Here is a 22,538-nt window from a genome sequence, read left to right as displayed (position 1 = left end):
ATATTATTTTTTCTTTCGTAGAAAGCTAAAAACGGCTATAATCCGCCCGTTTTTCTTAACTTTTCCGCCTAAAGTGCGGATAAAAAATCGATTATTTTTAGAGGATACAATGGCGAAAGAAGATTGCATTGAGATGCAAGGCACAATTTTAGAGACTTTACCGAATACTATGTTCCGCGTGGAGTTGGAAAACGGTCACGTGGTTACTGCGCATATTTCCGGGAAAATGCGTAAAAACTATATCCGTATTTTGACTGGGGATAAAGTGACTGTAGAAATGACCCCTTATGATTTAAGTAAAGGTCGTATTATTTTCCGCAGCCGTTAATTGCAGAATATGTGAGATAGACCGATATATATCGGTCTTCTTTTTTTGCTCAAAAATAACTCAAATTGGTTGCGGAACGTAAAAAAATCGGTATAATCCGCAACCCTTAGCCACATTGAATTTTTCGTTCCTTGCCTTTGCAGATTGGTGGCTAATCTACGTCAAAGGCTGATTAACCCGTAAGGAGCAGTAATGCGTCACTACGAAATCGTGTTTATGGTTCATCCGGACCAAAGCGAGCAAGTACCAGGTATGATCGAACGTTACACCGGTTCTGTAAAAGAAGCAGGTGGTCAGGTTCATCGCCTAGAAGATTGGGGTCGTCGTCAATTAGCGTACCCAATTAATAAATTACACAAAGCACACTATGTGCTTATGAATGTAGAAGCGCCTCAACAAGTCATCGACGAGCTAGAAACGACTTTCCGTTATAACGATGCTGTATTACGCAGTCTTGTTATCCATACTAAGCACGCCGTAACAGAAGCGTCCCCAATGAAAGCGGCTAAAGAAGAACGTAAACCTTTAGCTGAAGTTGAAAACAACGATTTTGAGGATGCTGAAGAGTAATTTGAAAATTGATAATCGTTTTTCGGTTATGGGAGTCGTTTCTCAGTTACCAAAGCGATTAAAGAGCCCTAGTGGAATTGAGCATTGCAAGTTTTTGTTAGAACATCGTTCTGAACAGATTGAAGGTGGTTTCACACGTCAAGCTTGGTTAAAGATGCCAGTTCAAATTAGTGGTAATCAATTGATAGAAAAAACTCAAAGCATTACGGTCGGTAGTAAAATTTTGGTGGTGGGATTTATTACATCACATAAAACCCAAAGTGGGTTATGCCAATTAGTTTTACATGCCGAGCAAATCGAATTTATAGATTAGGAGACTAGCCAAATGGCACGTTATTTCCGTCGTCGTAAGTTCTGCCGTTTCACAGCGGAAAATGTTGTTGAAATCGATTACAAAGATATCGCTACATTAAAGAACTATATTTCAGAAAGCGGCAAAATTGTACCTAGCCGTATTACCGGTACTCGTGCGAAGTACCAACGTCAATTAGCTCGTGCAATCAAACGCGCTCGCTATTTAGCGTTACTTCCATACACTGACAATCATCAGTAATTAAGGAGACACGGTAATGCAAGTAATTCTTTTAGATAAAATTGCTCACTTAGGTCAAGTGGGCGATCAAGTAAATGTTAAATCAGGTTTTGCACGTAACTTCTTAATCCCACAAGGTAAAGCAGTTATGGCAACTAAAGCTAACATTGAACACTTTGAAGCACGTCGTGCAGAATTAGAAGCGACAGCGGCAGCAAATCTTGCAGCAGCTCAAGCTCGTGCAGCAGAAGTTACTGCATTAGGTTCTGTGACTATCGCATCTAAAGCAGGTGATGAAGGTCGTTTATTCGGCGCAATCACTACTCGTGATGTGGCAGAAGCAGTAACTGCAGCAGGCGTTAAAATTGCGAAAAGTGAAGTTCGTTTACCAAACGGTCCAATCCGTACTCTTGGTGACCACGATGTTCGTTTCCAACTTCACGGTGAAGTATTTGCAACATTAGATGTAATCGTTGTTGCAGAATAATTTATCCAATAGATAAAATAAAACCCAGTTTAAAACTGGGTTTTTTTATTTTTATCATATATAAATTTAGAATAGGGTAATAAAAAATATCCCTTATTTTAGTAGATTTGAGCCCTAAGTCATATAGAGCTCAAATTTTCTGTTGGGATAGATTTTTTACTCGTATAAGCGAATTACATCATTCCGCCCATTCCACCCATACCGCCCATTCCAGCAGCACCTAAATCGGCTTTATCATCTTTTGGAAGATCAGTTACCATACATTCAGTGGTAATCATTAAGCCTGCTACAGAAGCTGCGAATTGCAATGCAGAACGAGTGACTTTAGTTGGATCTAAGATACCCATTTCGATCATATCGCCGTACTGTTCTGTTCCTGCATTATAACCAAAGTTTCCTTCGCCATTTTTAACCGCACTTGCCACAACTGAAGCTTCTTCACCTGCGTTAGTGACGATTTGACGTAAAGGCGCTTCCATCGCACGTAATGCAAGTTTGATACCCACATTTTGTTCTTCGTTGTCACCTTTTAGGCTTGCTGCAACTTTCGCTGCTGCGCGAACTAATGCAACGCCACCACCAGCAACGATACCTTCTTCAACTGCTGCACGAGTTGCATGTAGTGCATCATCTACACGATCTTTTTTCTCTTTCATTTCAACTTCAGTTGCTGCGCCCACTTTGATTACAGCCACACCGCCAGCTAATTTAGCAACGCGTTCTTGAAGTTTTTCTTTATCGTAGTCAGAAGTTGATTCTTCAATTTGTTGGCGAATTTGAGCCACACGACCTTTGATTTGAGATTCATCTCCGATACCATCAATAATGGTTGTGTTATCTTTATTGATAACAACACGTTTTGCTTGACCAAGATCTTCAAGTGTCGCTTTTTCAAGCTCCATACCGATTTCTTCAGAAATCACAGTACCCGCTGTTAAAATTGCAATATCTTGTAACATTGCTTTACGACGATCTCCAAAGCCTGGTGCTTTCACGGCTGCAACTTTTACGATACCGCGCATCGTGTTCACTACTAAGGTTGCAAGTGCTTCGCCTTCCACATCTTCAGCGATGATTAATAATGGTTTACCTGCTTTTGCAACACCTTCTAACACTGGAAGTAATTCACGAATGTTAGAGATTTTTTTATCTACAAGAAGAAGATATGGATTATCTAATTCAACCGTTGCTGTTTCTGGTTTGTTGATGAAATATGGAGAAAGGTAACCACGATCGAATTGCATCCCTTCAACCACATCTAATTCATCTTCAAGACCTGTACCGTCTTCTACGGTAATCACGCCTTCTTTGCCCACTTTTTCCATAGCTTGAGCAATTAATTGACCCACAATGCTGTCAGAGTTTGCAGAAATAGTCCCTACTTGTTCAATTTCTTTTGCTGTTTCACAAGGTTTAGATAAATTTTTAAGCTCAGAAACAACCGCACTTACTGCTTTATCAATACCACGTTTTAAATCCATTGGGTTCATGCCTGCCGCTACTGCTTTCAATCCCTCATTTACGATAGCTTGAGCAAGCACAGTTGCAGTGGTTGTACCATCGCCTGCTGCATCATTTGCTTTAGATGCTACTTCTTTTACCATTTGTGCGCCCATATTTTCGAATTTATCTTCTAATTCGATTTCACGAGCAACAGATACACCGTCTTTAGTGATAGTTGGTGCGCCAAATGATTTGTCTAAAATTACATTACGACCTTTAGGGCCAAGGGTTACTTTTACTGCATCGGCTAATACATTCACGCCTTTAAGCATTTTTACGCGTGCGTCATTACCAAATTTTACGTCTTTTGCTGCCATTTTCTTTTTCCTTATCTAATTATTCTACAATTGCTAAGATGTCGTTTTCAGAAATAATTAATACTTCTTCTCCGTCAATTTTTTCGTTTTTCACGCCGTAACCGTCGTTGAAAATTACGGTATCGCCAACTTTAACATCTAAAGGTTGAACCGTGCCATTTTCTAAAATACGACCTTTACCCACAGCTAATACTTTCGCACGGGTTGATTTGGTCGCCGCTGAACCTGTTAATACGATACCGCCAGCTGAACGGGTTTCGACTTCTTCACGTTTAATAATTACACGATCGTGTAAAGGACGAATATTCATAATTAATTTCCTTCTTAAGAGTTTGTAAGTGCGGTCTTTATATAAGGAAGATTTTTTTTCTTTCAAGGGGAGTTACAAAAAATTCTGACAAAATATTTTTCCTATTTTAGATTTTTTACGTAAAATTCGCTGACTTTCGTATAATAAATAAATTAAGGAATGAAAATATGCATTTAACTTCCAGAGAACAAGAAAAACTGATGCTTTTCCTCGCAGGAGAATTGGCGGCAAAACGCAAAGCACGTGGCGTTAAATTAAATTATCCAGAAACTGTTGCCTATATTGCGAGTCATTTACAAGAGGCGGCAAGAGATGGAATGAGTGTGGCTGAAGTCATGCAGTATGGTTCAACACTTTTAACCGTTGATGATGTGATGGAAGGCGTCGCTGAGATGGTACACGAAGTACAAATTGAAGCAACTTTCCCAGATGGCACAAAACTTGTTACCGTGCATAATCCGATTAGATAACCGTAGGGTGGGCTTTAGCCCACCAAAATAAAAATATTAATGGTGGGCTAAAGCCCACCCTACAAGGAACAAAGATATGATCCCAGGCGAATACCAATTAGCCGAAGGCGATATTATTGCTAATGTCGGCAGAAAAACCGTAAAAATCGAAGTAACAAATTCAGGCGACCGCCCAATTCAAGTTGGCTCTCACTACCATTTTTTTGAAACCAATGATGCCCTTAAATTTGACCGCACTTTGGCACGCGGTATGCGTTTAAATGTGCCTTCAGGCAATGCGGTACGGTTCGAACCAGGCGAAGTCAAAACCGTTGAGTTAGTGGCTTTTGGTGGTAACCAAATTATTTACGGTTTCCATAATCAAATTGATGGCAAATTATAAAGTAGGGCAAGATGGCATTAACAATTTCAAGAGCGCAATATGTAGCAACTTATGGCCCAACCGTTGGCGATAAAGTCCGTTTAGGCGATACCAATTTATGGGCAACTATTGAACAAGATTTATTGACCAAAGGCGATGAGTGTAAATTTGGTGGCGGTAAAAGTGTGCGTGATGGCATGGCTCAAAGTGGTACGGCAACTCGCGATAATCCAAATGTATTGGATTTTGTGATTACCAACGTGATGATTATTGATGCCAAATTAGGCATTATCAAAGCCGATATTGGTATTCGTGATGGTCGCATTGTGGGCATTGGTCAAGCAGGTAACCCAGATACGATGGATAACGTTACGCCAAATATGATTATCGGTGCAAGCACGGAAGTGCATAACGGTGCGCATTTAATTGCGACCGCTGGCGGTATTGATACGCATATTCACTTTATTTGCCCTCAACAAGCACAGCATGCGATTGAAAGTGGGGTTACCACGCTAATTGGTGGCGGAACAGGCCCTGCTGATGGTACACACGCGACTACTTGTACACCGGGTGCGTGGTATATGGAGCGTATGTTCCAAGCAGCAGAAGCATTGCCTGTAAACGTAGGCTTTTTTGGTAAAGGCAACTGTTCAACCCTAGATCCTCTGCGTGAGCAAATTGAAGCGGGTGCATTAGGTTTAAAAATCCACGAAGACTGGGGTGCAACGCCTGCCGTGATTGATTCTGCCTTAAAAGTAGCAGATGAAATGGATATTCAAGTGGCCATTCACACAGACACGCTAAATGAAAGTGGTTTCTTAGAAGATACCATGAAAGCAATTGATGGACGTGTCATTCATACTTTCCATACGGAGGGTGCGGGTGGCGGTCATGCGCCTGACATTATTAAAGCAGCGATGTATTCAAACGTATTACCTGCTTCAACCAACCCGACTCGTCCGTTTACCAAAAACACCATTGATGAACACTTGGATATGTTGATGGTTTGCCATCACTTAGATAAACGCGTGCCGGAAGACGTAGCTTTTGCCGATAGCCGTATCCGCCCTGAAACCATTGCGGCAGAAGATATTTTGCATGATATGGGCGTCTTCTCCATTATGAGTTCAGACTCTCAAGCAATGGGACGTATTGGAGAAGTCGTTATTCGTACATGGCAAACTGCAGATAAGATGAAAATGCAACGTGGTGAGCTAGGTAATGAAGGAAACGATAACTTCCGTATTAAACGCTACATTGCGAAATATACTATCAACCCAGCAATTGCACATGGTATTGCGGAGCATATTGGCTCGTTAGAAGTGGGTAAAATCGCAGATATCGTGTTATGGAAACCGATGTTCTTTGGGGTAAAACCTGAAGTCGTCATTAAAAAAGGTTTTATTAGCTACGCCAAAATGGGCGACCCAAATGCCTCAATTCCAACGCCACAACCTGTATTCTACCGTCCAATGTACGGTGCACAAGGCTTAGCAACGGCACAAACAGCGGTATTTTTTGTTTCACAAGCCGCTGAAAAAGCCGATATTCGTGAAAAATTCGGTTTACACAAAGAAACCATTGCTGTGAAAGGCTGCCGCAACGTAGGTAAAAAAGATCTGGTTCATAATGATGTAACACCAAACATTACTGTTGATGCTGAACGTTATGAAGTTCGAGTGGATGGAGAGTTAATTACCTGTGAACCAGTGGATAGCGTACCATTGGGTCAGCGATATTTCCTATTCTAAAGGACTGTTTTCATAGACGAATTAGTGTAAAAGGGCGTGTACGATACGCCTCTTACTTGATAAATAAGAAATCATTGTAGCTGTAGTTTTTCTTTCGAAGAGAAGAAAGTGGATTTATAGAGGAAAGATGAAAATAATTAACCCAATTCTCCCTATTATAGAAAATATCTTGGGAAATTTAACCGCACTTCAAGCAGAGGGCAAAATTACCACACAGCCCATTGAACGCGTGGCATTGCAGTGGTATGAAAGCGAACGCAATATTTTGCGTAAAACTACAAATACGGGGCGTGAAGTAGCATTTCGCTTGCTAAAAGAGGGGCAACGCTTGAAACACGATGATGTAGTGTTTATCAGCGATGAATTAGTGATTGCGATTGAAATTTTACCGAGTGACGTGATTGTGCTGTCGCCGAAAACCTTGCCTGAAATGGCTCGAGCTTGTTATGAAATCGGCAACAAACATTCGCCGCTTTTTTTAGATGGCGATGAAGTAACATTACCTTACGATAAGCCGATGTTTGAATGGCTGCAAGCTGCGGGATTTCATCCGCAAAAAGAAGAACGCCGTTTAAGCCAAGCGTTGAGAGCAAATTCTGCACAGGGGCACGGACATTCTCATAGCCATTCGCATGATCATCATGGCTATCATCATCACGGAGATGGACATTGGCACAAACATTAAACCGCTCTTTAACGGATTTAGGTGCGTTGTTGCACTTGGTCGATCCAACTTTACCGATTGGTGGATTTAACCATTCCAATGGCTTGGAAACTTTTGTCCAGCAAGGCGTTGTTTCGACTAAAGCAACACTCGAAGAATATGTGCAAACCCAGCTTTTACAAAACTGGATTTACAACGACGGGGCGTATTTTTCTCTTGCCTTCGATGCAATGTGTGAGGGGAATTTTGACCGCTTGTGCGAACTGGATTGGCAACTTTCCGCCACCAAAGTGGCACGCGAAAGTCGTGAAGGGAGTTTCAAACTCGGCGTACGATTGCTGAAAATTTTTATTCGCTATGAAACACATACGTTACTCACAGCTTACCAGCAAGCGATTGCAGAAAAACGAGTACAGGGCTATTTCCCAATAGTGTTTGCAATGGTTGCTCAAGCCATGGGCTTAACCAAAGCCGACACACTCTATGCGTTCTACTATAACGCAGCAGTTGGTGTAATCACTAACGGCGTGAAGCTAATTCCTCTCAGCCAAATGGATGGGCAAGATATTCTGTTTGACTTGCGTGGCTCGCTCGTACAAGCGGTGGAATTAAGCTTTGACCCCGACGAAGAATGGCTTGGTGCGGCAACGCTGGCGAATGATATTCGGGCTATGCAACACGAAGTGCTTTATACGCGACTTTATATGTCGTAAGTGCGGTTATTTTTTATTGAGATTTTACTTGTAGGGGCAAATCACATTTGCCCTTGAACATTCGTTGATATATAGGGGCAAATGTAACTTGCCCCTACACCCATGAGCAACACAGTTGCTACGATGATAAACAAAAGGAACATTATGCGTAACTACATTAAAATCGGCGTGGCTGGCCCTGTTGGGGCGGGTAAAACGGCGTTAATCGAAAAACTCACTCGTGAAATAGCGTCAAAATATAGCGTAGCAGTCATTACTAACGATATTTACACCCAAGAAGATGCGGAATTTTTAACAAAAAACAGTTTGCTTCCACCTGAGCGAATTATGGGCGTGGAAACGGGCGGTTGCCCGCACACAGCAATTCGTGAAGATGCCTCGATGAATTTAGAAGCGGTTGATGAAATGGTGGCTCGTTTCCCTGATGTGGAAATTGTATTTATTGAATCGGGCGGCGATAACCTTTCAGCGACTTTCAGCCCAGATTTGGCAGACGTGACGATTTTCGTGATTGACGTGGCTCAAGGGGAAAAAATCCCTCGTAAAGGTGGGCCGGGTATCACTCGTTCAGATTTACTTGTGATCAACAAAACTGATCTTGCTCCATTCGTTGGTGCTGACTTAAGCGTCATGGAACGTGATGCTGGTCGTATGCGTAACGGTCAGCCGTTTATTTTCACTAACCTGATGAAAAAAGAAAATCTGGATGGCGTGATCGGTTGGATCGAAAAATATGCGTTGTTGAAGAATGTGGAAGAACCTGCATCTTTGGTTCGTTAATCGTAGGGGCAAATTACATTTGCCCAATTATTGGTGAAATATCGGGGCTAATGTAATTAGCCCCTACAAAATCTATGAACAGCAAATTATCCCTTTCCACCAAACTTTCCTCCAACGGCAAAACCCAGCTAGCCGAATACTTTGCTATGCCACCTTTTAAAGTGATAACGTTGCCAAGTTACGATGATGCGTGGGCGAATGGCTTGAATGCGATGCAGATGTCGTCCTCCCCTGGCGTGCTGGCGGGCGATCTGTTAGAGATTGATATTTCATTGGCAAAATTGACCGCACTTTCTTTAAATACGCAGGCATTTACTAGGGTGCAGGCGATGAATGAAGGCGACAGTGCGATGCAAACAACCCATATTTCGCTTGCGGAAAACAGCCGTTTATTCTATTTGCCGCATCCACTGGTGTTGCATAAAGATTCCGCTTTCAAGCAGCAAACCCAGATTGAAATGGGCGAACAAAGCGAGCTGATTTACGGTGAAATCGTAGCAATTGGGAGAGTGTTGAATGGCGAACGTTTTGCCTTCCGTCAGTTTTCTTCCCATTTGAAAATTTATGCTTTGCAAAACGATGGTAAAAAACGACCGCTTGTCAGTGATTGTATCCAGTGGCTGCCGTCTAAAATGAACCTTACCGCTTTGAGTCAGATGGAAAATTATTCCCATCAAGGTTCGCTGACTTATCTAAATTTGGCGAAAAATAATGCGGAAATCAAACAACAGGTGCAAGCCTTGCAGCAACAAAGTACGGAAGAAAAAGATCTACTGATAGGCATATCACAACTCAATGAATATGGTTTAATGGTGCGGGTACTCGGGTGTCGTGCAGAGCAAATTCAGAAATTATTTGAGAAAATTGGTAGGCTATTGAAATCTGTGTAAGATTGATAGATAGAACATTTTTCCCTAAAAAAACTAATCCGAAAAATGAAAATATGTCTTGAGAGCATTTTTTGAAAATGTGATCTTCATCAAGTTTTTTCTTCTTGAAATTTCTATAATGACGATAAATTAACTAACCCAAAAAGGTGATTAAAATGACTCAATTTAGAAAAGAAGTGGATTTACTCGGCGAACGTGATGTGCCTGCAGAAGCATATTGGGGGATTCATACATTAAGAGCGGTAGAAAATTTCAATATTTCTAACGTAACCATTTCTGACGTGCCTGAGTTTGTACGTGGTATGGTAATGGTAAAAAAAGCAACGGCTTTAGCCAATGGCGAATTAGGTGCAATTCCAAGTGATATTGCAAAAGCGATTGTAGCAGCTTGTGATGAAATCCTTATCACTGGAAAATGCTTAGATCAATTCCCATCAGATGTATATCAAGGTGGTGCAGGTACGTCTGTCAATATGAATACTAATGAAGTGGTTGCTAATCTTGCCCTTGAAAAAATTGGTCATAAAAAAGGCGAATATAACGTGATTAATCCGATGGATCACGTTAATGCAAGCCAATCAACCAACGATGCGTATCCTACCGGTTTCCGTATTGCAGTGTATAACAGCATCTTAAAATTGATCGATAAAATTCAATATTTACACGACGGTTTTGATAATAAAGCAAAAGAGTTTGCAAATATCTTAAAAATGGGTCGTACCCAATTGCAAGATGCGGTGCCAATGACTGTTGGTCAAGAATTCAAAGCTTTCGCCGTATTACTTGAAGAAGAAGTGCGTAACTTAAAACGTACAGCAGGTTTATTACTTGAAGTAAACCTTGGTGCGACTGCAATCGGTACTGGTTTAAATACACCACAAGGCTATACAGAATTAGTTGTAAAACATCTTGCTGAAGTGACTGGATTAGCTTGTGTACCAGCAGAAAACTTAATTGAAGCAACATCTGACTGTGGTGCTTATGTCATGGTTCACGGTGCATTAAAACGTACTGCAGTGAAACTTTCTAAAGTATGTAATGACTTACGTTTACTTTCTTCTGGCCCTCGTGCAGGTTTAAAAGAAATTAATCTTCCTGAATTACAAGCAGGTTCTTCTATTATGCCAGCAAAAGTAAACCCAGTTGTTCCAGAGGTGGTAAACCAAGTGTGCTTTAAAGTAATTGGTAACGATACCACTGTGACTTTCGCATCTGAAGCAGGTCAATTACAATTAAACGTAATGGAACCAGTGATTGGTCAAGCAATGTTCGAATCTATCGACATCTTAACCAATGCTTGTGTGAACTTACGTGATAAATGTGTAGATGGAATCACTGTAAATAAAGAAATTTGTGAAAACTACGTGTTTAATTCAATTGGTATTGTGACTTACTTGAATCCATTTATCGGTCACCACAACGGCGACTTAGTGGGTAAAATCTGTGCTCAAACAGGTAAAGGCGTACGTGAAGTTGTGTTAGAAAAAGGTTTATTAACAGAAGAACAATTGGATGACATTCTTTCTGTAGAAAACTTAATGAATCCAACTTACAAAGCGAAATTAAATAAATAATTTACGCCAAATATCAAGAAAATTTACCGCACTTTAATCTGTGCCTTAAAGCTGAATAAATAAACCAGCTAATTGGGTGCAGATTTTTTTATGATTAAAATGTTTTAAATAACCAATATTTGTTGCCATTGTTAAATGTTAATGGCTTATCTAACTAAAATAGTTGAAATTTGAATGCATATTAATGCGGTGCTTTAAGTAAAAGTAAAAGGACTAAATTCTGCGGATTATAGAATTTAGTCCTTAAACAAATGTATCTGATTTTTTAAGATTAGATCGATTTTTCTCTTTTATGTTTCTCTCTATTCATCTAAAAAACTTCTCAGTGTTTCAGAACGGCTAGGATGACGTAATTTACGTAATGCTTTTGCTTCAATTTGACGAATACGTTCGCGTGTTACATCGAATTGTTTACCCACTTCTTCAAGTGTATGGTCGGTATTCATATCAATGCCAAAACGCATACGTAATACTTTTGCTTCACGTGGCGTCAAGCCTTCTAGCACTTCGTGAGTTGCAACTTTTAAACTTTGTGCTGTGGCAGAATCAAGAGGAAGTTCTAAGGTTGAATCTTCAATAAAATCGCCTAAATGTGAATCATCGTCATCGCCAATAGGTGTTTCCATCGAAATCGGCTCTTTTGCAATTTTCAGTACTTTACGGATTTTATCTTCTGGCATTCCCATACGTTCTGCCAATTCTTCTGGTGTTGCTTCACGTCCCATTTCTTGTAACAACTGGCGAGAAATACGATTAAGTTTATTGATTGTTTCAATCATATGCACAGGAATACGGATTGTACGCGCTTGATCCGCAATAGAGCGAGTGATTGCTTGACGAATCCACCAAGTAGCATATGTAGAGAATTTGTAGCCACGTCGATATTCAAATTTATCTACCGCTTTCATTAAACCGATATTCCCTTCTTGAATTAAATCTAAGAATTGTAAACCTCGATTTGTGTATTTTTTCGCGATGGAAATTACTAAACGCAAGTTAGCTTCAACCATTTCTTTTTTAGCTCGACGTGCTTTTTGTTCGCCTCGTGCGACTGCATCGCAAATGTCACGCATTTGAGTAATGGTAAGTTTAGTATTTTCTTCTGTTATCGCTAGATTGTTTAAGGCTTCATAAATACGATCTTCATATTTAATTAAACGTTTAGCCCAAGGTTTGCTAGATTTTAATGCTTTTGCTACCCATTCACTGTTACTGCCATTAGTGGTAATAATTTTTTCAAAATCATCCTTTGGCATTCCTGCTATATCCACTAATATTTTTTGTAGCTGACGTTCTTGGTAGCGCACACGTTTCATCATTTCTTTCATTGATAGAACGAGTAAATCAAATTGTTTTGGTACTAAACGGAATTGTTTAAAAATTTCGCCAAGTAGTGCAATTTGATCTTGGGCACGTTTTCCAGAGCGACCGTGTTTTTCAATAACAGCAAGGGTTTTAGAGTGCTGTTCTCTTAATTGCTGAAATTTTTCGCGAGCAACTTCAGGATCAATACTGTTATCAGAGTCGCTTGAATCTGATGTAGATTCTGATTCATTGTCTTCTTCATCTTCATTGTCTTCCACATCTGCATTACTAGATTCTTCTTCATCATCTTCGTCAGAAAAGTCTTCATCAAGTCCGTTGTGTTCTTCTATTTCGGCATTTGGATCAACAAAACCCGTAATTAAATCGGTCAAACGGAAATTACCTTTTTCTACATCATCATAATTTTTTAGTAATCCATTTAATGCTTCAGGATAGGCTGCGATAGAGGTTTGAACTTCATCAATCCCTCCTTCAATACGTTTTGCAATGCTAATTTCATCTTCACGAGTAAGAAGATCCACCGTTCCCATTTCGCGCATATACATGCGTACGGGATCCGTTGTTCGACCTATTTCAGATTCTACATTTGAAAGAATTTGAGTTGCTTCTTCCACTGCATCTTCATCAGGGATGGTATCACTCAACATCATATCATCGCTTTCTGGTGCTTCATCTAATACAGGGATACCAGCATCATTTTGCAACGTTTGTAGCAATTTGTCGTAATATTCAGGATCAATAGCATCTTCGGGCAATAAGTCATTGATTTCAGCAAAAGTTAAATACCCTTGTGTACGACCTAGCTCCATCAATTGCTCAATTTGTTCTGAATATTGTTCAGCCGTAGATTGTTGATTTTTTTCCATTTTTATACTCGTTTTGCTTGATGTGATTGAGAAGATAAGATTTTTTATGAACTTGAGATTCTACCATTGTTATAGCGGATTCACTAACTGTTTTTTCTGCTGTTCTTTACCAGCTAAAAGATGTACAAGTACCGTTTTTTCTTCATTAGTGAGACCCTCTGTTCGTTCTTTAGCAATAAGCATTTCAATATCGCGCTCAATAGCTTGAATATTTAAGCGACGGTAATTTTGAGAAAATGCGTTGATTATGTCGGATTCGTCCAATAAATGATCCCAAGTTGCCAGTATTTCAAGGGGATTACTGTAAGATGTATTGCGGAAGTATTCCAAAATTTGCCCCGTAGTAATGCCCTCTCGTTGGCGACAAAGTGCGGTCAATTTTTCCAGAATTTCAAACCCTGCTTCCGCACGTAATGCTTGCACGCCGCTTTCAGACATACGTTTTACTAACTCAGGATTTTGCAGAAGCAATGAAATGACCATTCGCATCGGTGTCTTCTTGATCTTATTATGAGTGACTTTTTGTTGTGTATTGGCTTGTTCTAATTGTTTGGGAATAAGATTTTCCAGCTGAGTTTGATCAAAAATCCCAAGTTTTTGAGCAAGCATATTGCGTAGCGATAAGCGAAGCATTTCTCCTGGAATTTGGTGAATTAACGGCGCAGCTAGCGCAACTAATTTTCCACGCCCTTCTTTAGTGGAAAAATCAACCTGAGGACTTAAATGTGCAAACATAAACTCGCTTAAAGATTGCGCACTTTCGATATATTCTTCAAATTTTTCTTTGCCGTATTGACGAATGTAAGTATCAGGATCTTCTCCATCTGGCAAGAAAATAAATTTGAGTTGTCTGCCATCTTCTAAATAGGGCAACGCATTTTCTAGTGCGCGCCAAGCAGCATCACGCCCTGCACGGTCACCATCGTAACAACAAACAACCTGTTCGGTCGAACGAAAAATAAGTTGAATTTGTTCTGATGTTGTGGATGTCCCTAAAGAAGCGACCGCATAATCCACGCCAAATTGTGCTAATGCCACTACATCCATATAACCTTCAACAACAAGTAATTGTTTGGGTTCATCGTTGGTTTGCAAGGCTTCATACAAACCATAAAGCTCCTTACCTTTATGATAAGTAATGGTTTCTGGCGAATTCAGATATTTCGGTTTTTCATCTGTTAATACACGCCCACCAAAAGCCACTGTACGACCACGTTTATCGCGGATTGGAAACATGATGCGATTTCGGAATTTATCGTAAATATTGCCACGATCATTTCGAGAAAGCATGCCTAACTCAATGAGTTTTTGTTGTTCTTCACGATTAACACCAAATTTACGCAGTACAGTATCCATTGCATTCGGCACAAACCCAATTTGGAAACGCTCAATAATTTCAGCTGAAAGCCCACGTTGTTGTAAATATTCTTGTGCTTGAGTATTTAATGGTAATTGTTTTTGATAAAACGTGGCAACCTCTCGCATTAATTCATAGAGATTTCGTTTGGTTTGGTAATTAGCTTGAGGTTTTCCGCTGTGATTAGCGCGTTTTTCGTAAGGTATTTCAAGCCCTGCCATTGCTGCAAGTTCTTCAATCGCCTCTATAAATTCAAGTTTGTCATAGTCCATTAAAAAGGAAATCGCATTACCATGTGCGCCACAACCAAAGCAATGATAAAACTGTTTCTTTTGGCTAACCGTGAAGGATGGTGTTTTTTCGTGATGGAAAGGGCAGCAGGCTTGATAATCGCGGCCAGCTTTTTTTAGTTTTACGCGCGTGTTAATCACATCGACAATATCGGACTTTGTCAGCAAATCATCAATAAAGGGGCGTGGAATAGAACCTTTCATTGTCGAGCCTCCGTGATCGTGGTGTGAAAGTGCGGTCGTTTTTGGCGTAGATTTTTGTTGTGCTTAAAGTAACAAAACCGTGAGTCCAAAGGATTCACGGTTTGTCTTAACTCGAGTCAGAAAATACTATAAATTAGTATAAACGGGTATTGCGCGCGTTTTCGCGAGCGTTGCGTTTTGCGTGACGTTTTGCAAGTGTTGCATTTTCACGTTTACGAATTGTAGTTGGTTTTTCGTAAAATTCGCGAGCGCGTACTTCAGCTAAGATTCCCGCTTTTTCGCAAGAGCGTTTGAAACGACGTAAAGCTACGTCAAATGATTCGTTTTCACGTACTTTAATTACAGGCATAAGCCAATCACCTCAATGAGTTTAATTTAATTGCAATTTAAAATTTTATTTTTGCCAAAGCACCTGTGTGTAAATGACAAATTTAATAAAGGACGCAATTCTAATCTATTTTTAGGGAAAAAGTAAAGGATAGAATGCCAATTAACCTTAATATTTGTGGTTTCAACTGGTTAAAACCGCTTAAACAGGGTAAAATCGCGCAACATTTTAGGTAATAAATTAAGAAAATCAATGAAAATCTTAGGCATTGAAACTTCCTGTGATGAAACGGGCGTGGCGATTTATGATGAAGAAAAAGGGTTAATTGCTAATCAACTTTATACTCAAATTGCCCTGCATGCAGATTATGGTGGTGTGGTTCCTGAATTAGCATCACGTGATCATATTCGGAAAACAGCGCCTCTTATTAAAGCGGCATTAGAGGAAGCCAATTTAACCGCGAGCGATATTGATGGCGTTGCTTACACGAGTGGTCCTGGGCTTGTTGGCGCATTGCTTGTTGGTGCTACGATTGCACGTTCTTTAGCCTATGCTTGGAATGTTCCTGCGATTGGCGTTCATCATATGGAAGGGCATTTACTTGCGCCAATGCTTGATGAAAATTCACCGCACTTTCCTTTTGTTGCTCTGTTGGTATCGGGTGGCCACACTCAATTAGTGCGTGTCGATGGTGTAGGAAAATATGAAGTGATAGGAGAATCTATTGATGATGCTGCTGGCGAAGCCTTTGATAAAACAGCAAAATTACTTGGATTAGATTATCCGGGTGGCGCGGCACTTTCTCGTTTAGCGGAAAAAGGTACGCCAAATCGTTTCACATTTCCACGTCCAATGGCAGATCGTGCAGGCCTTGATTTTAGTTTTTCTGGTTTAAAAACATTTGCCGCGAATACAGTTAATCAAGCAATTAAAAACGAGGGCGAACTGATAGAGCAAACTAAAGCAGATATTGCTTATGCTTTCCAAGATGCGGTGGTGGATACTCTTGCCATTAAATGTAAGCGTGCATTGAAAGAAACAGGCTATAAACGTTTAGTGATTGCGGGAGGGGTGAGCGCAAATAAAAAACTCCGAGAAACGCTTGTACACTTAATGCAAAATTTAGGTGGCGAAGTGTTTTATCCTCAACCTCAATTTTGTACAGATAATGGTGCGATGATTGCTTACACAGGTTTTTTACGTTTAAAACAAGGTCTGCATAGCGATCTGGCTATTGATGTTAAACCTCGTTGGGCAATGGCGGAATTACCGGCAATTTAGGAGGAAAAATGGCAAAACTCTACTTCTATTACTCCACAATGAACGCTGGAAAATCAACGACGTTGCTACAATCTTCCTATAACTATCGTGAGCGTGATATGAACACATTAGTTTATACGGCTGCGATTGATGATCGTTTTGGCGTGGGAAAAGTCACATCGCGTATTGGCATTTCGCAAGATGCCTTTTTATTTCGCTCGGAAACCAATCTGTTTAATGAAATCAATGAACACTTAAAAAAAGAAAAAGTGCATTGCGTGTTGGTGGATGAAGCTCAATTTCTTAGCAAACAACAAGTTTACCAGTTGAGTGATGTTGTTGATAAACTCAAAATCCCTGTGCTTTGTTATGGCTTGCGTACAGATTTCCAAGCGGAACTTTTTGAAGGAAGTAAATATTTACTGGCTTGGGCGGATCAACTCGAAGAATTAAAAACAATTTGTTATTGTGGCCGCAAGGCTAATTTTGTTTTGCGTTTAAATGATCAGGGCGAGGTCATTAAAGAAGGCGCGCAAATTCAAATTGGAGGCAATGATTCTTATCTTTCTGTTTGCCGTTTACACTATAAAGAAAAGTGCGGTCAAATTTAAATTAGTTTTTAAACACAACATTATAAGGACAATTTTATGCTAAAAAACAAAACTTTTGGGAGTGCGCTGATTATTGCAGGCACAACCATTGGAGCAGGTATGCTTGCTATGCCACTTACATCAGCAGGTATGGGCTTTGGTTATACCCTGTTATTGCTCGTTGGCTTGTGGGCTTTGTTGGTTTACAGCGGATTGTTGTTTGTAGAAGTGTATCAAACAGCGGATCAGTTGGATGATGGTGTCGCCACGCTCGCTGAAAAATATTTTGGGGTTCCTGGGCGAATTTTAGCAACGTTGAGTTTGTTAGTTTTACTTTATGCACTTTCAGCCGCTTATATTACTGGTGGTGGATCTTTACTTTCAGGCTTGCCAACGGCTTTTGGAATGGAAGCGATGCCACTTAAAACGGCGATTATTATTTTTACTGTTGTATTAGGTTCTTTTGTCGTTGTAGGAACGAAAGGCGTGGATGGCTTAACTCGCGTGTTATTTATTGGTAAGTTAATCGCCTTTGCTTTTGTGCTGTTTATGATGCTTCCCAAAGTGGCAACAGATAATTTAATGGCATTGCCTTTGGATTATGCTTTTGTGGTTTCTGCGGCACCAATATTTTTTACTTCTTTCGGTTTCCACGTTATTATGGCGAGTGTGAATAGCTACTTAGGTGGAAGTGTTGATAAATTTCGTCGTGCCATTTTGATTGGTACTGCGATTCCATTAGCTGCTTATCTTGTATGGCAGTTAGCAACTCATGGTGTATTAAGTCAAAGTGAATTTGTGCGTATTTTACAAGCTGACCCAACGCTAAATGGCTTAGTGAATGCAACACGTGAAATTACAGGTTCTCATTTTATGGGGGAAGTGGTGCGCGTGTTCTCATCACTCGCCTTAATTACTTCATTCTTAGGCGTAATGCTTGGGGTATTTGAAGGCTTAGGTGATTTATTCAAACGCTATCATTTGCCAAATAATCGCTTTGTATTAACTGTAGCCGCATTTTTACCGCCACTTGTATTTGCATTATTTTATCCTGAAGGATTTATTACAGCATTAAGTTACGCAGGTTTATTGTGTGCGTTCTATTGCTTAATTTTACCAATTAGCTTGGCATGGCGTACACGTATTGAAAATCCAACATTGCCATATCGTGTTTCTGGCGGTAATTTTGCTTTGGTGTTTGCGTTATTAATTGGCGTCGTGATTATGCTCATTCCATTTTTAATTCAATGGGGATATTTACCAGTGGTGGCGGGGTAATGTGAAGAAAAGTAACTCAATATAGTTCTTTTTATAGATAAAAGTGCGGTGAAAAATTTCGTTTTTTGATAATAAAAATAAGCTCAAAATTAACCGCACTCTTTTAGAAGATAATAAGTCATATTTCAGTTGCTTTAAAAATTACAATTTATCCGAATGATGAATCATTACAAAGCGTTCCCAAAGCTGTTCTTCGGTTTCTTGATGTTCAGGATCGGGCTTAATACAGTTAGTGATTGGGCAAACTTTTTGGCAGGTTGGGGTGTCGTAATGACCGACACATTCCGTACAAAGTATAGGATCGATCACATAAATTTCATCGCCAATGGAAATGGCTTCGTTTGGGCATTCAGGCAAGCACATATCGCAGTTGGTACATTTGCTAGTGATGAATAATGCCATTGTGATCCTTAATAGAAAGTTGAAAGCGGCGAATTATAGCCGACAAAAACCTGATTGACAAAAACTAAACAAAATTTATGAAAAAACTTACTTCCATTCTTTCTCTTATTGTTCTCGTTATATTAGCAATTTGGCAATATTTTACCGATACAGCCAAAACTAAACATCAATCATCTTCGCCCGTAATTGAGCAGACGAAGCAAACAAAAGTATCTGAGCCTAAATTTGAGCCTAAATTTGAACCTAAATTTGAACCTAAATTTGAACCTAAATTCGAGCCTCAATTTGAGACAAAGCGGACGGATATTGAAAAAAGTGCGGTAAAAAATCCAGATGTTTTTGCAAACTATGATGTGATTATGCGCAATGATCATATTGGGCAAAACGCAAAGGCACCTGTCGATTATTATATGTTGGCATTGTCTTGGTCGCCTGGATTTTGTGATATTCAGCGTGAAAAATATGGCGATCAGTTGCCTTATTCCTCTCAATATCAATGTGGAAATAACCGCACTTTTGGTTGGGTTGTACATGGGCTATGGCCTCAAAATGCAAATGCTCGCACTGTTTCAGATCATCCTCGTTTTTGTAAAGGCGATTTACCCGCCTTGCCAAAAGGTTTATTAGCACAATATTTGGCGATTTCTCCGGGCGAGAAATTATTGCAAGGCGAATGGGAAAAACACGGTAGTTGCGCCTTTGATTCTGCCCAGCAATATTTTGCTAAGGAGCAGGAATTATTTAACGCATTAAAATTACCGAATCAAAAATTAAGTAGAGATGAACTTTTTGGTTGGATGAAGCAACATAATCCACAATTAAAAAATGCGTATTTGAGGGCTAGTCGAAATGAATTATTTATTTGTTATGATAAAAAATGGCAGGTAATGAATTGCCAAAGCAAATAAGAATTTCTTTGATCTAAATCGTTACAACCTAGCACGAAGTAGGTATAATACGAAAAGTTTTCAATTTTAATTTTAACTTAACAAGAGGATAGATTATGTCAGTAATCAAAATGACCGATTTAGATTTAGCGGGTAAACGTGTATTTATCCGTGCAGATCTTAATGTGCCAGTAAAAGATGGCAAAGTGACCTCAGATGCGCGTATTCGTGCGACCATTCCTACTTTAAAATTAGCCTTAGAAAAAGGCGCGAAAGTGATGGTAACTTCTCACTTAGGTCGTCCAACTGAAGGAGAATTCAAACCAGAAGATTCTTTACAACCAGTTGTTGATTACTTAAAAAACGCAGGCTTTAATGTGCGTTTAGAACAAGATTATTTAAATGGTGTGGATGTTAAAGATGGCGAAATCGTTGTTTTAGAAAACGTACGCGTAAACAAAGGCGAAAAGAAAAATGATCCAGAATTAGGTAAAAAATATGCCGCACTTTGCGATGTATTTGTAATGGATGCTTTTGGTACAGCTCACCGCGCGCAAGCATCAACTTATGGCGTTGCAGAATTTGCGCCAATCGCTTGTGCAGGCCCATTATTAGCGGCTGAGTTAGATGCATTAGGTAAAGCATTAAAAGAACCTGCTCGTCCAATGGTGGCTATTGTTGGTGGTTCTAAAGTTTCCACTAAATTAGAAGTATTAAATTCTCTTTCAAAAATCGCTGACCAAATTATTGTGGGCGGTGGTATTGCAAATACTTTCATCGCGGCAGCTGGTCACAATGTAGGTAAATCTTTATATGAAGCTGATTTAATTCCAGTTGCGAAAGAATTAGCCGCAAATACAGATATTCCAGTTCCAGTTGATGTGCGTGTAGGTTTAGAGTTCTCTGAAACGGCAACAGCAACAGAAAAAGCGGTAAATGAAGTGAAAGATGATGAATCTATTTTTGATATTGGCGATAAATCAGCAGAACAATTGGCTGAAATTATCAAAAATGCAAAAACCGTTTTGTGGAATGGCCCAGTTGGTGTGTTTGAGTTCCCTCACTTCCGTAAAGGGACTGAAATCATTTCTCACGCCATTGCAAACAGCGATGCATTCTCTATTGCTGGTGGCGGCGATACCTTAGCGGCTATCGATTTATTTGGTATTGCTGATAAGATTTCTTACATTTCAACGGGTGGTGGTGCATTCTTAGAGTTTGTAGAAGGCAAAGTATTACCTGCAGTAGAAATTCTTGAAAAACGTGCGAAAAACTAACCGCACTTTTCCTCTATAACATATTGATGGTGGCATCAAAAATGCCATCATCAATACAAATTCTTCAAATTGTGGGCTTATCCCGCTAAACATAAAAAGGAAACACAAGTATGGCTAAATTATTAGATATCGTGAAACCCGGTGTTATAACAGGCGAAGATGTGCAAAAAGTTTTTGCTTATGCTAAAGAGCATAACTTTGCTATTCCTGCCGTAAACTGTGTGGGTTCTGACTCCGTTAATGCCGTGTTAGAAACTGCTGCACGCGTAAAAGCACCAGTGATTATCCAATTTTCAAATGGTGGCGCAGCGTTCTACGCAGGTAAAGGTATCAAACCAACGAGTGGTACTCGTCCAGATGTTTTAGGGGCGATTGCTGGAGCGAAACAGGTTCATACTTTAGCGAAAGAATACGGTGTGCCTGTTATTCTTCATACTGATCACGCAGCGAAAAAATTATTACCTTGGATCGACGGTTTATTAGATGCAGGCGAAAAACATTTTGCTGAAACGGGTCGTCCACTTTTCTCTTCACATATGATTGATTTATCTGAAGAGCCAATGGAAGAAAATATGGCAATCTGCCGTGAATATCTTGCTCGTATGGATAAAATGGGGATGACTCTTGAAATCGAAATCGGCATTACTGGTGGCGAAGAAGACGGCGTAGATAACTCTGATGTTGATGAATCACGTTTATATACACAACCTTCTGATGTGCTTTATGTTTACGATCAATTGCATCCAGTAAGCCCTAACTTTACCGTTGCTGCTGCATTCGGTAACGTACACGGTGTTTACAAACCAGGTAATGTAAAATTAAAACCATCTATTTTAGGTGAATCACAAGAGTTCGTTTCTAAAGAACGCAATCTTCCTGCAAAACCAATTAATTTCGTATTCCACGGTGGTTCAGGTTCTAGCCGCGAAGAAATCCGCGAAGCAATTGGCTACGGTGCAATCAAAATGAACATTGATACCGATACTCAATGGGCATCTTGGAATGGTATTTTGAACTTCTACAAAGCAAATGAAGCATATCTTCAAGATCAATTAGGTAACCCTGAAGGCCCAGATGCACCAAACAAAAAATACTACGACCCACGTGTTTGGTTACGTAAAATGGAAGAATCTATGTCTAAACGCTTAGAGCAATCTTTCGAAGACTTAAATTGTGTTGATGTTTTATAATCCACAAAAATAACATAAAATACGACCGCACTT

Annotated in this window: 25 protein-coding genes; 19 read left to right on the top strand and 6 right to left on the bottom strand. The window is 39.8% G+C overall.

The window, feature by feature from the left end; genetic code table 11:
* The first annotated feature begins 109 nt into the window (after positions 1 to 109).
* From infA to rplI, 5 genes are all read left to right on the top strand, one after another.
* Positions 110 to 328 (top strand): translation initiation factor IF-1, encoded by a 219-nt coding sequence (gene infA, locus DV356_RS07215; RefSeq protein WP_005627617.1) that lies wholly within the window; start codon positions 110 to 112, stop codon positions 326 to 328.
* Positions 329 to 520: 192 nt separating this feature from the next.
* A complete protein-coding gene (rpsF, locus tag DV356_RS07210; RefSeq protein ID WP_005627620.1) occupies positions 521 to 898 on the top strand; it encodes a 30S ribosomal protein S6 in 378 nt (125 codons plus the stop codon).
* Positions 885 to 1,211: a primosomal replication protein N gene (priB, locus tag DV356_RS07205; protein WP_005657967.1), complete on the top strand. Its 327-nt coding sequence runs from the start codon at positions 885 to 887 to the stop codon at positions 1,209 to 1,211. The genes rpsF and priB overlap by 14 nt, the downstream gene beginning before the upstream one ends.
* Before the next feature lie 12 nt (positions 1,212 to 1,223).
* On the top strand, positions 1,224 to 1,451 hold the full coding sequence (gene rpsR / locus DV356_RS07200) for a 30S ribosomal protein S18 (RefSeq protein WP_005598105.1): 228 nt from the start codon (positions 1,224 to 1,226) through the stop codon (positions 1,449 to 1,451).
* 16 nt (positions 1,452 to 1,467) lie between these two features.
* Complete coding sequence (gene rplI, locus DV356_RS07195) at positions 1,468 to 1,917, top strand: 50S ribosomal protein L9 (RefSeq protein WP_005660979.1); 450 nt, start codon at positions 1,468 to 1,470, stop codon at positions 1,915 to 1,917.
* Positions 1,918 to 2,090: 173 nt separating this feature from the next.
* On the opposite strand, the gene groL is transcribed toward rplI, so the two are convergent.
* The gene (groL, locus tag DV356_RS07190) at positions 2,091 to 3,737 is read right to left on the bottom strand and encodes a chaperonin GroEL (protein ID WP_118806741.1); all 1,647 of its coding nucleotides are present in this window, start codon (positions 3,735 to 3,737) and stop codon (positions 2,091 to 2,093) included.
* A 19-nt stretch (positions 3,738 to 3,756) separates the two neighbouring features.
* Entirely contained in the window at positions 3,757 to 4,047 is a 291-nt protein-coding gene (locus DV356_RS07185) for a co-chaperone GroES (RefSeq protein WP_012055092.1), read from the bottom strand.
* 167 nt (positions 4,048 to 4,214) lie between these two features.
* On the opposite strand from DV356_RS07185, the gene ureA reads away from it, so the two are divergent.
* The 8 genes from ureA (at position 4,215) to aspA (ending at position 11,250) form a co-directional block, all read left to right on the top strand.
* Positions 4,215 to 4,517, top strand: a complete 303-nt coding sequence (gene ureA / locus DV356_RS07180; protein ID WP_021034590.1) for an urease subunit gamma — start codon at positions 4,215 to 4,217, stop codon at positions 4,515 to 4,517.
* Between the two features lie 76 nt (positions 4,518 to 4,593).
* Positions 4,594 to 4,899: an urease subunit beta gene (gene ureB, locus DV356_RS07175; protein ID WP_116945949.1), complete on the top strand. Its 306-nt coding sequence runs from the start codon at positions 4,594 to 4,596 to the stop codon at positions 4,897 to 4,899.
* Positions 4,900 to 4,910: 11 nt separating this feature from the next.
* Complete coding sequence (gene ureC, locus DV356_RS07170; protein ID WP_005688620.1) at positions 4,911 to 6,629, top strand: urease subunit alpha; 1,719 nt, start codon at positions 4,911 to 4,913, stop codon at positions 6,627 to 6,629.
* Between the two features lie 127 nt (positions 6,630 to 6,756).
* Positions 6,757 to 7,314 (top strand): urease accessory protein UreE, encoded by a 558-nt coding sequence (gene ureE, locus DV356_RS07165; RefSeq protein WP_050822829.1) that lies wholly within the window; start codon positions 6,757 to 6,759, stop codon positions 7,312 to 7,314.
* Entirely contained in the window at positions 7,299 to 8,006 is a 708-nt protein-coding gene (locus tag DV356_RS07160; protein ID WP_112119300.1) for an urease accessory protein UreF, read from the top strand. The genes ureE and DV356_RS07160 overlap by 16 nt, the downstream gene beginning before the upstream one ends.
* Positions 8,007 to 8,108: 102 nt before the next feature.
* A complete protein-coding gene (gene ureG / locus DV356_RS07155) occupies positions 8,109 to 8,786 on the top strand; it encodes an urease accessory protein UreG (protein WP_112119301.1) in 678 nt (225 codons plus the stop codon).
* 74 nt (positions 8,787 to 8,860) lie between these two features.
* Complete coding sequence (locus DV356_RS07150) at positions 8,861 to 9,676, top strand: urease accessory protein UreD (protein WP_112119302.1); 816 nt, start codon at positions 8,861 to 8,863, stop codon at positions 9,674 to 9,676.
* Between the two features lie 155 nt (positions 9,677 to 9,831).
* Entirely contained in the window at positions 9,832 to 11,250 is a 1,419-nt protein-coding gene (aspA, locus tag DV356_RS07145; RefSeq protein ID WP_112119303.1) for an aspartate ammonia-lyase, read from the top strand.
* A gap of 302 nt (positions 11,251 to 11,552) precedes the next feature.
* Here the strand turns inward: aspA and rpoD are convergent, their stop codons facing one another.
* The 3 genes from rpoD to rpsU form a co-directional block, all read right to left on the bottom strand.
* The gene (rpoD, locus tag DV356_RS07140; RefSeq protein WP_005666402.1) at positions 11,553 to 13,442 is read right to left on the bottom strand and encodes an RNA polymerase sigma factor RpoD; all 1,890 of its coding nucleotides are present in this window, start codon (positions 13,440 to 13,442) and stop codon (positions 11,553 to 11,555) included.
* A 69-nt stretch (positions 13,443 to 13,511) separates the two neighbouring features.
* Complete coding sequence (dnaG, locus tag DV356_RS07135; protein WP_118806740.1) at positions 13,512 to 15,293, bottom strand: DNA primase; 1,782 nt, start codon at positions 15,291 to 15,293, stop codon at positions 13,512 to 13,514.
* 133 nt (positions 15,294 to 15,426) lie between these two features.
* The gene (rpsU, locus tag DV356_RS07130) at positions 15,427 to 15,642 is read right to left on the bottom strand and encodes a 30S ribosomal protein S21 (RefSeq protein WP_005627632.1); all 216 of its coding nucleotides are present in this window, start codon (positions 15,640 to 15,642) and stop codon (positions 15,427 to 15,429) included.
* A gap of 231 nt (positions 15,643 to 15,873) precedes the next feature.
* Between rpsU and tsaD the strand changes: the two genes are divergently transcribed.
* Genes tsaD through DV356_RS07115 form a run of 3 tightly spaced genes read left to right on the top strand, consistent with a single transcriptional unit; the run spans position 15,874 to position 18,749 of the window.
* Positions 15,874 to 16,902, top strand: a complete 1,029-nt coding sequence (gene tsaD / locus DV356_RS07125; protein WP_118806739.1) for a tRNA (adenosine(37)-N6)-threonylcarbamoyltransferase complex transferase subunit TsaD — start codon at positions 15,874 to 15,876, stop codon at positions 16,900 to 16,902.
* An 8-nt stretch (positions 16,903 to 16,910) separates the two neighbouring features.
* Positions 16,911 to 17,492, top strand: coding sequence for a thymidine kinase (locus tag DV356_RS07120; RefSeq protein ID WP_118806738.1), 582 nt, complete (start codon positions 16,911 to 16,913; stop codon positions 17,490 to 17,492).
* Positions 17,493 to 17,528: 36 nt separating this feature from the next.
* Positions 17,529 to 18,749 carry an aromatic amino acid transport family protein gene (locus DV356_RS07115; protein WP_118806737.1) on the top strand — a complete coding sequence of 407 codons (1,221 nt, stop codon included), beginning with the start codon at positions 17,529 to 17,531 and terminating at the stop codon, positions 18,747 to 18,749.
* Between the two features lie 141 nt (positions 18,750 to 18,890).
* Here DV356_RS07115 and DV356_RS07110 read toward each other — a convergent pair whose 3' ends face one another.
* Positions 18,891 to 19,151, bottom strand: coding sequence for a YfhL family 4Fe-4S dicluster ferredoxin (locus DV356_RS07110; protein WP_005651954.1), 261 nt, complete (start codon positions 19,149 to 19,151; stop codon positions 18,891 to 18,893).
* Between the two features lie 77 nt (positions 19,152 to 19,228).
* Between DV356_RS07110 and DV356_RS07105 the strand changes: the two genes are divergently transcribed.
* From DV356_RS07105 to fbaA, 3 genes are all read left to right on the top strand, one after another.
* The gene (locus DV356_RS07105; RefSeq protein ID WP_118806736.1) at positions 19,229 to 20,059 is read left to right on the top strand and encodes a ribonuclease T2 family protein; all 831 of its coding nucleotides are present in this window, start codon (positions 19,229 to 19,231) and stop codon (positions 20,057 to 20,059) included.
* A gap of 95 nt (positions 20,060 to 20,154) precedes the next feature.
* Positions 20,155 to 21,315 carry a phosphoglycerate kinase gene (gene pgk, locus DV356_RS07100; protein ID WP_012055079.1) on the top strand — a complete coding sequence of 387 codons (1,161 nt, stop codon included), beginning with the start codon at positions 20,155 to 20,157 and terminating at the stop codon, positions 21,313 to 21,315.
* A gap of 110 nt (positions 21,316 to 21,425) precedes the next feature.
* Positions 21,426 to 22,505 carry a class II fructose-bisphosphate aldolase gene (fbaA, locus tag DV356_RS07095; protein WP_118806735.1) on the top strand — a complete coding sequence of 360 codons (1,080 nt, stop codon included), beginning with the start codon at positions 21,426 to 21,428 and terminating at the stop codon, positions 22,503 to 22,505.
* Positions 22,506 to 22,538 lie beyond the last annotated feature (33 nt).

It is taken from the genome of Haemophilus influenzae, assembly GCF_003494325.1.
In the GTDB taxonomy this organism is placed as follows: domain Bacteria; phylum Pseudomonadota; class Gammaproteobacteria; order Enterobacterales; family Pasteurellaceae; genus Haemophilus; species Haemophilus influenzae_I.
Note: the sequence above shows the minus strand (reverse complement) of the source record. Positions and strands in the feature narration are given on the sequence as shown.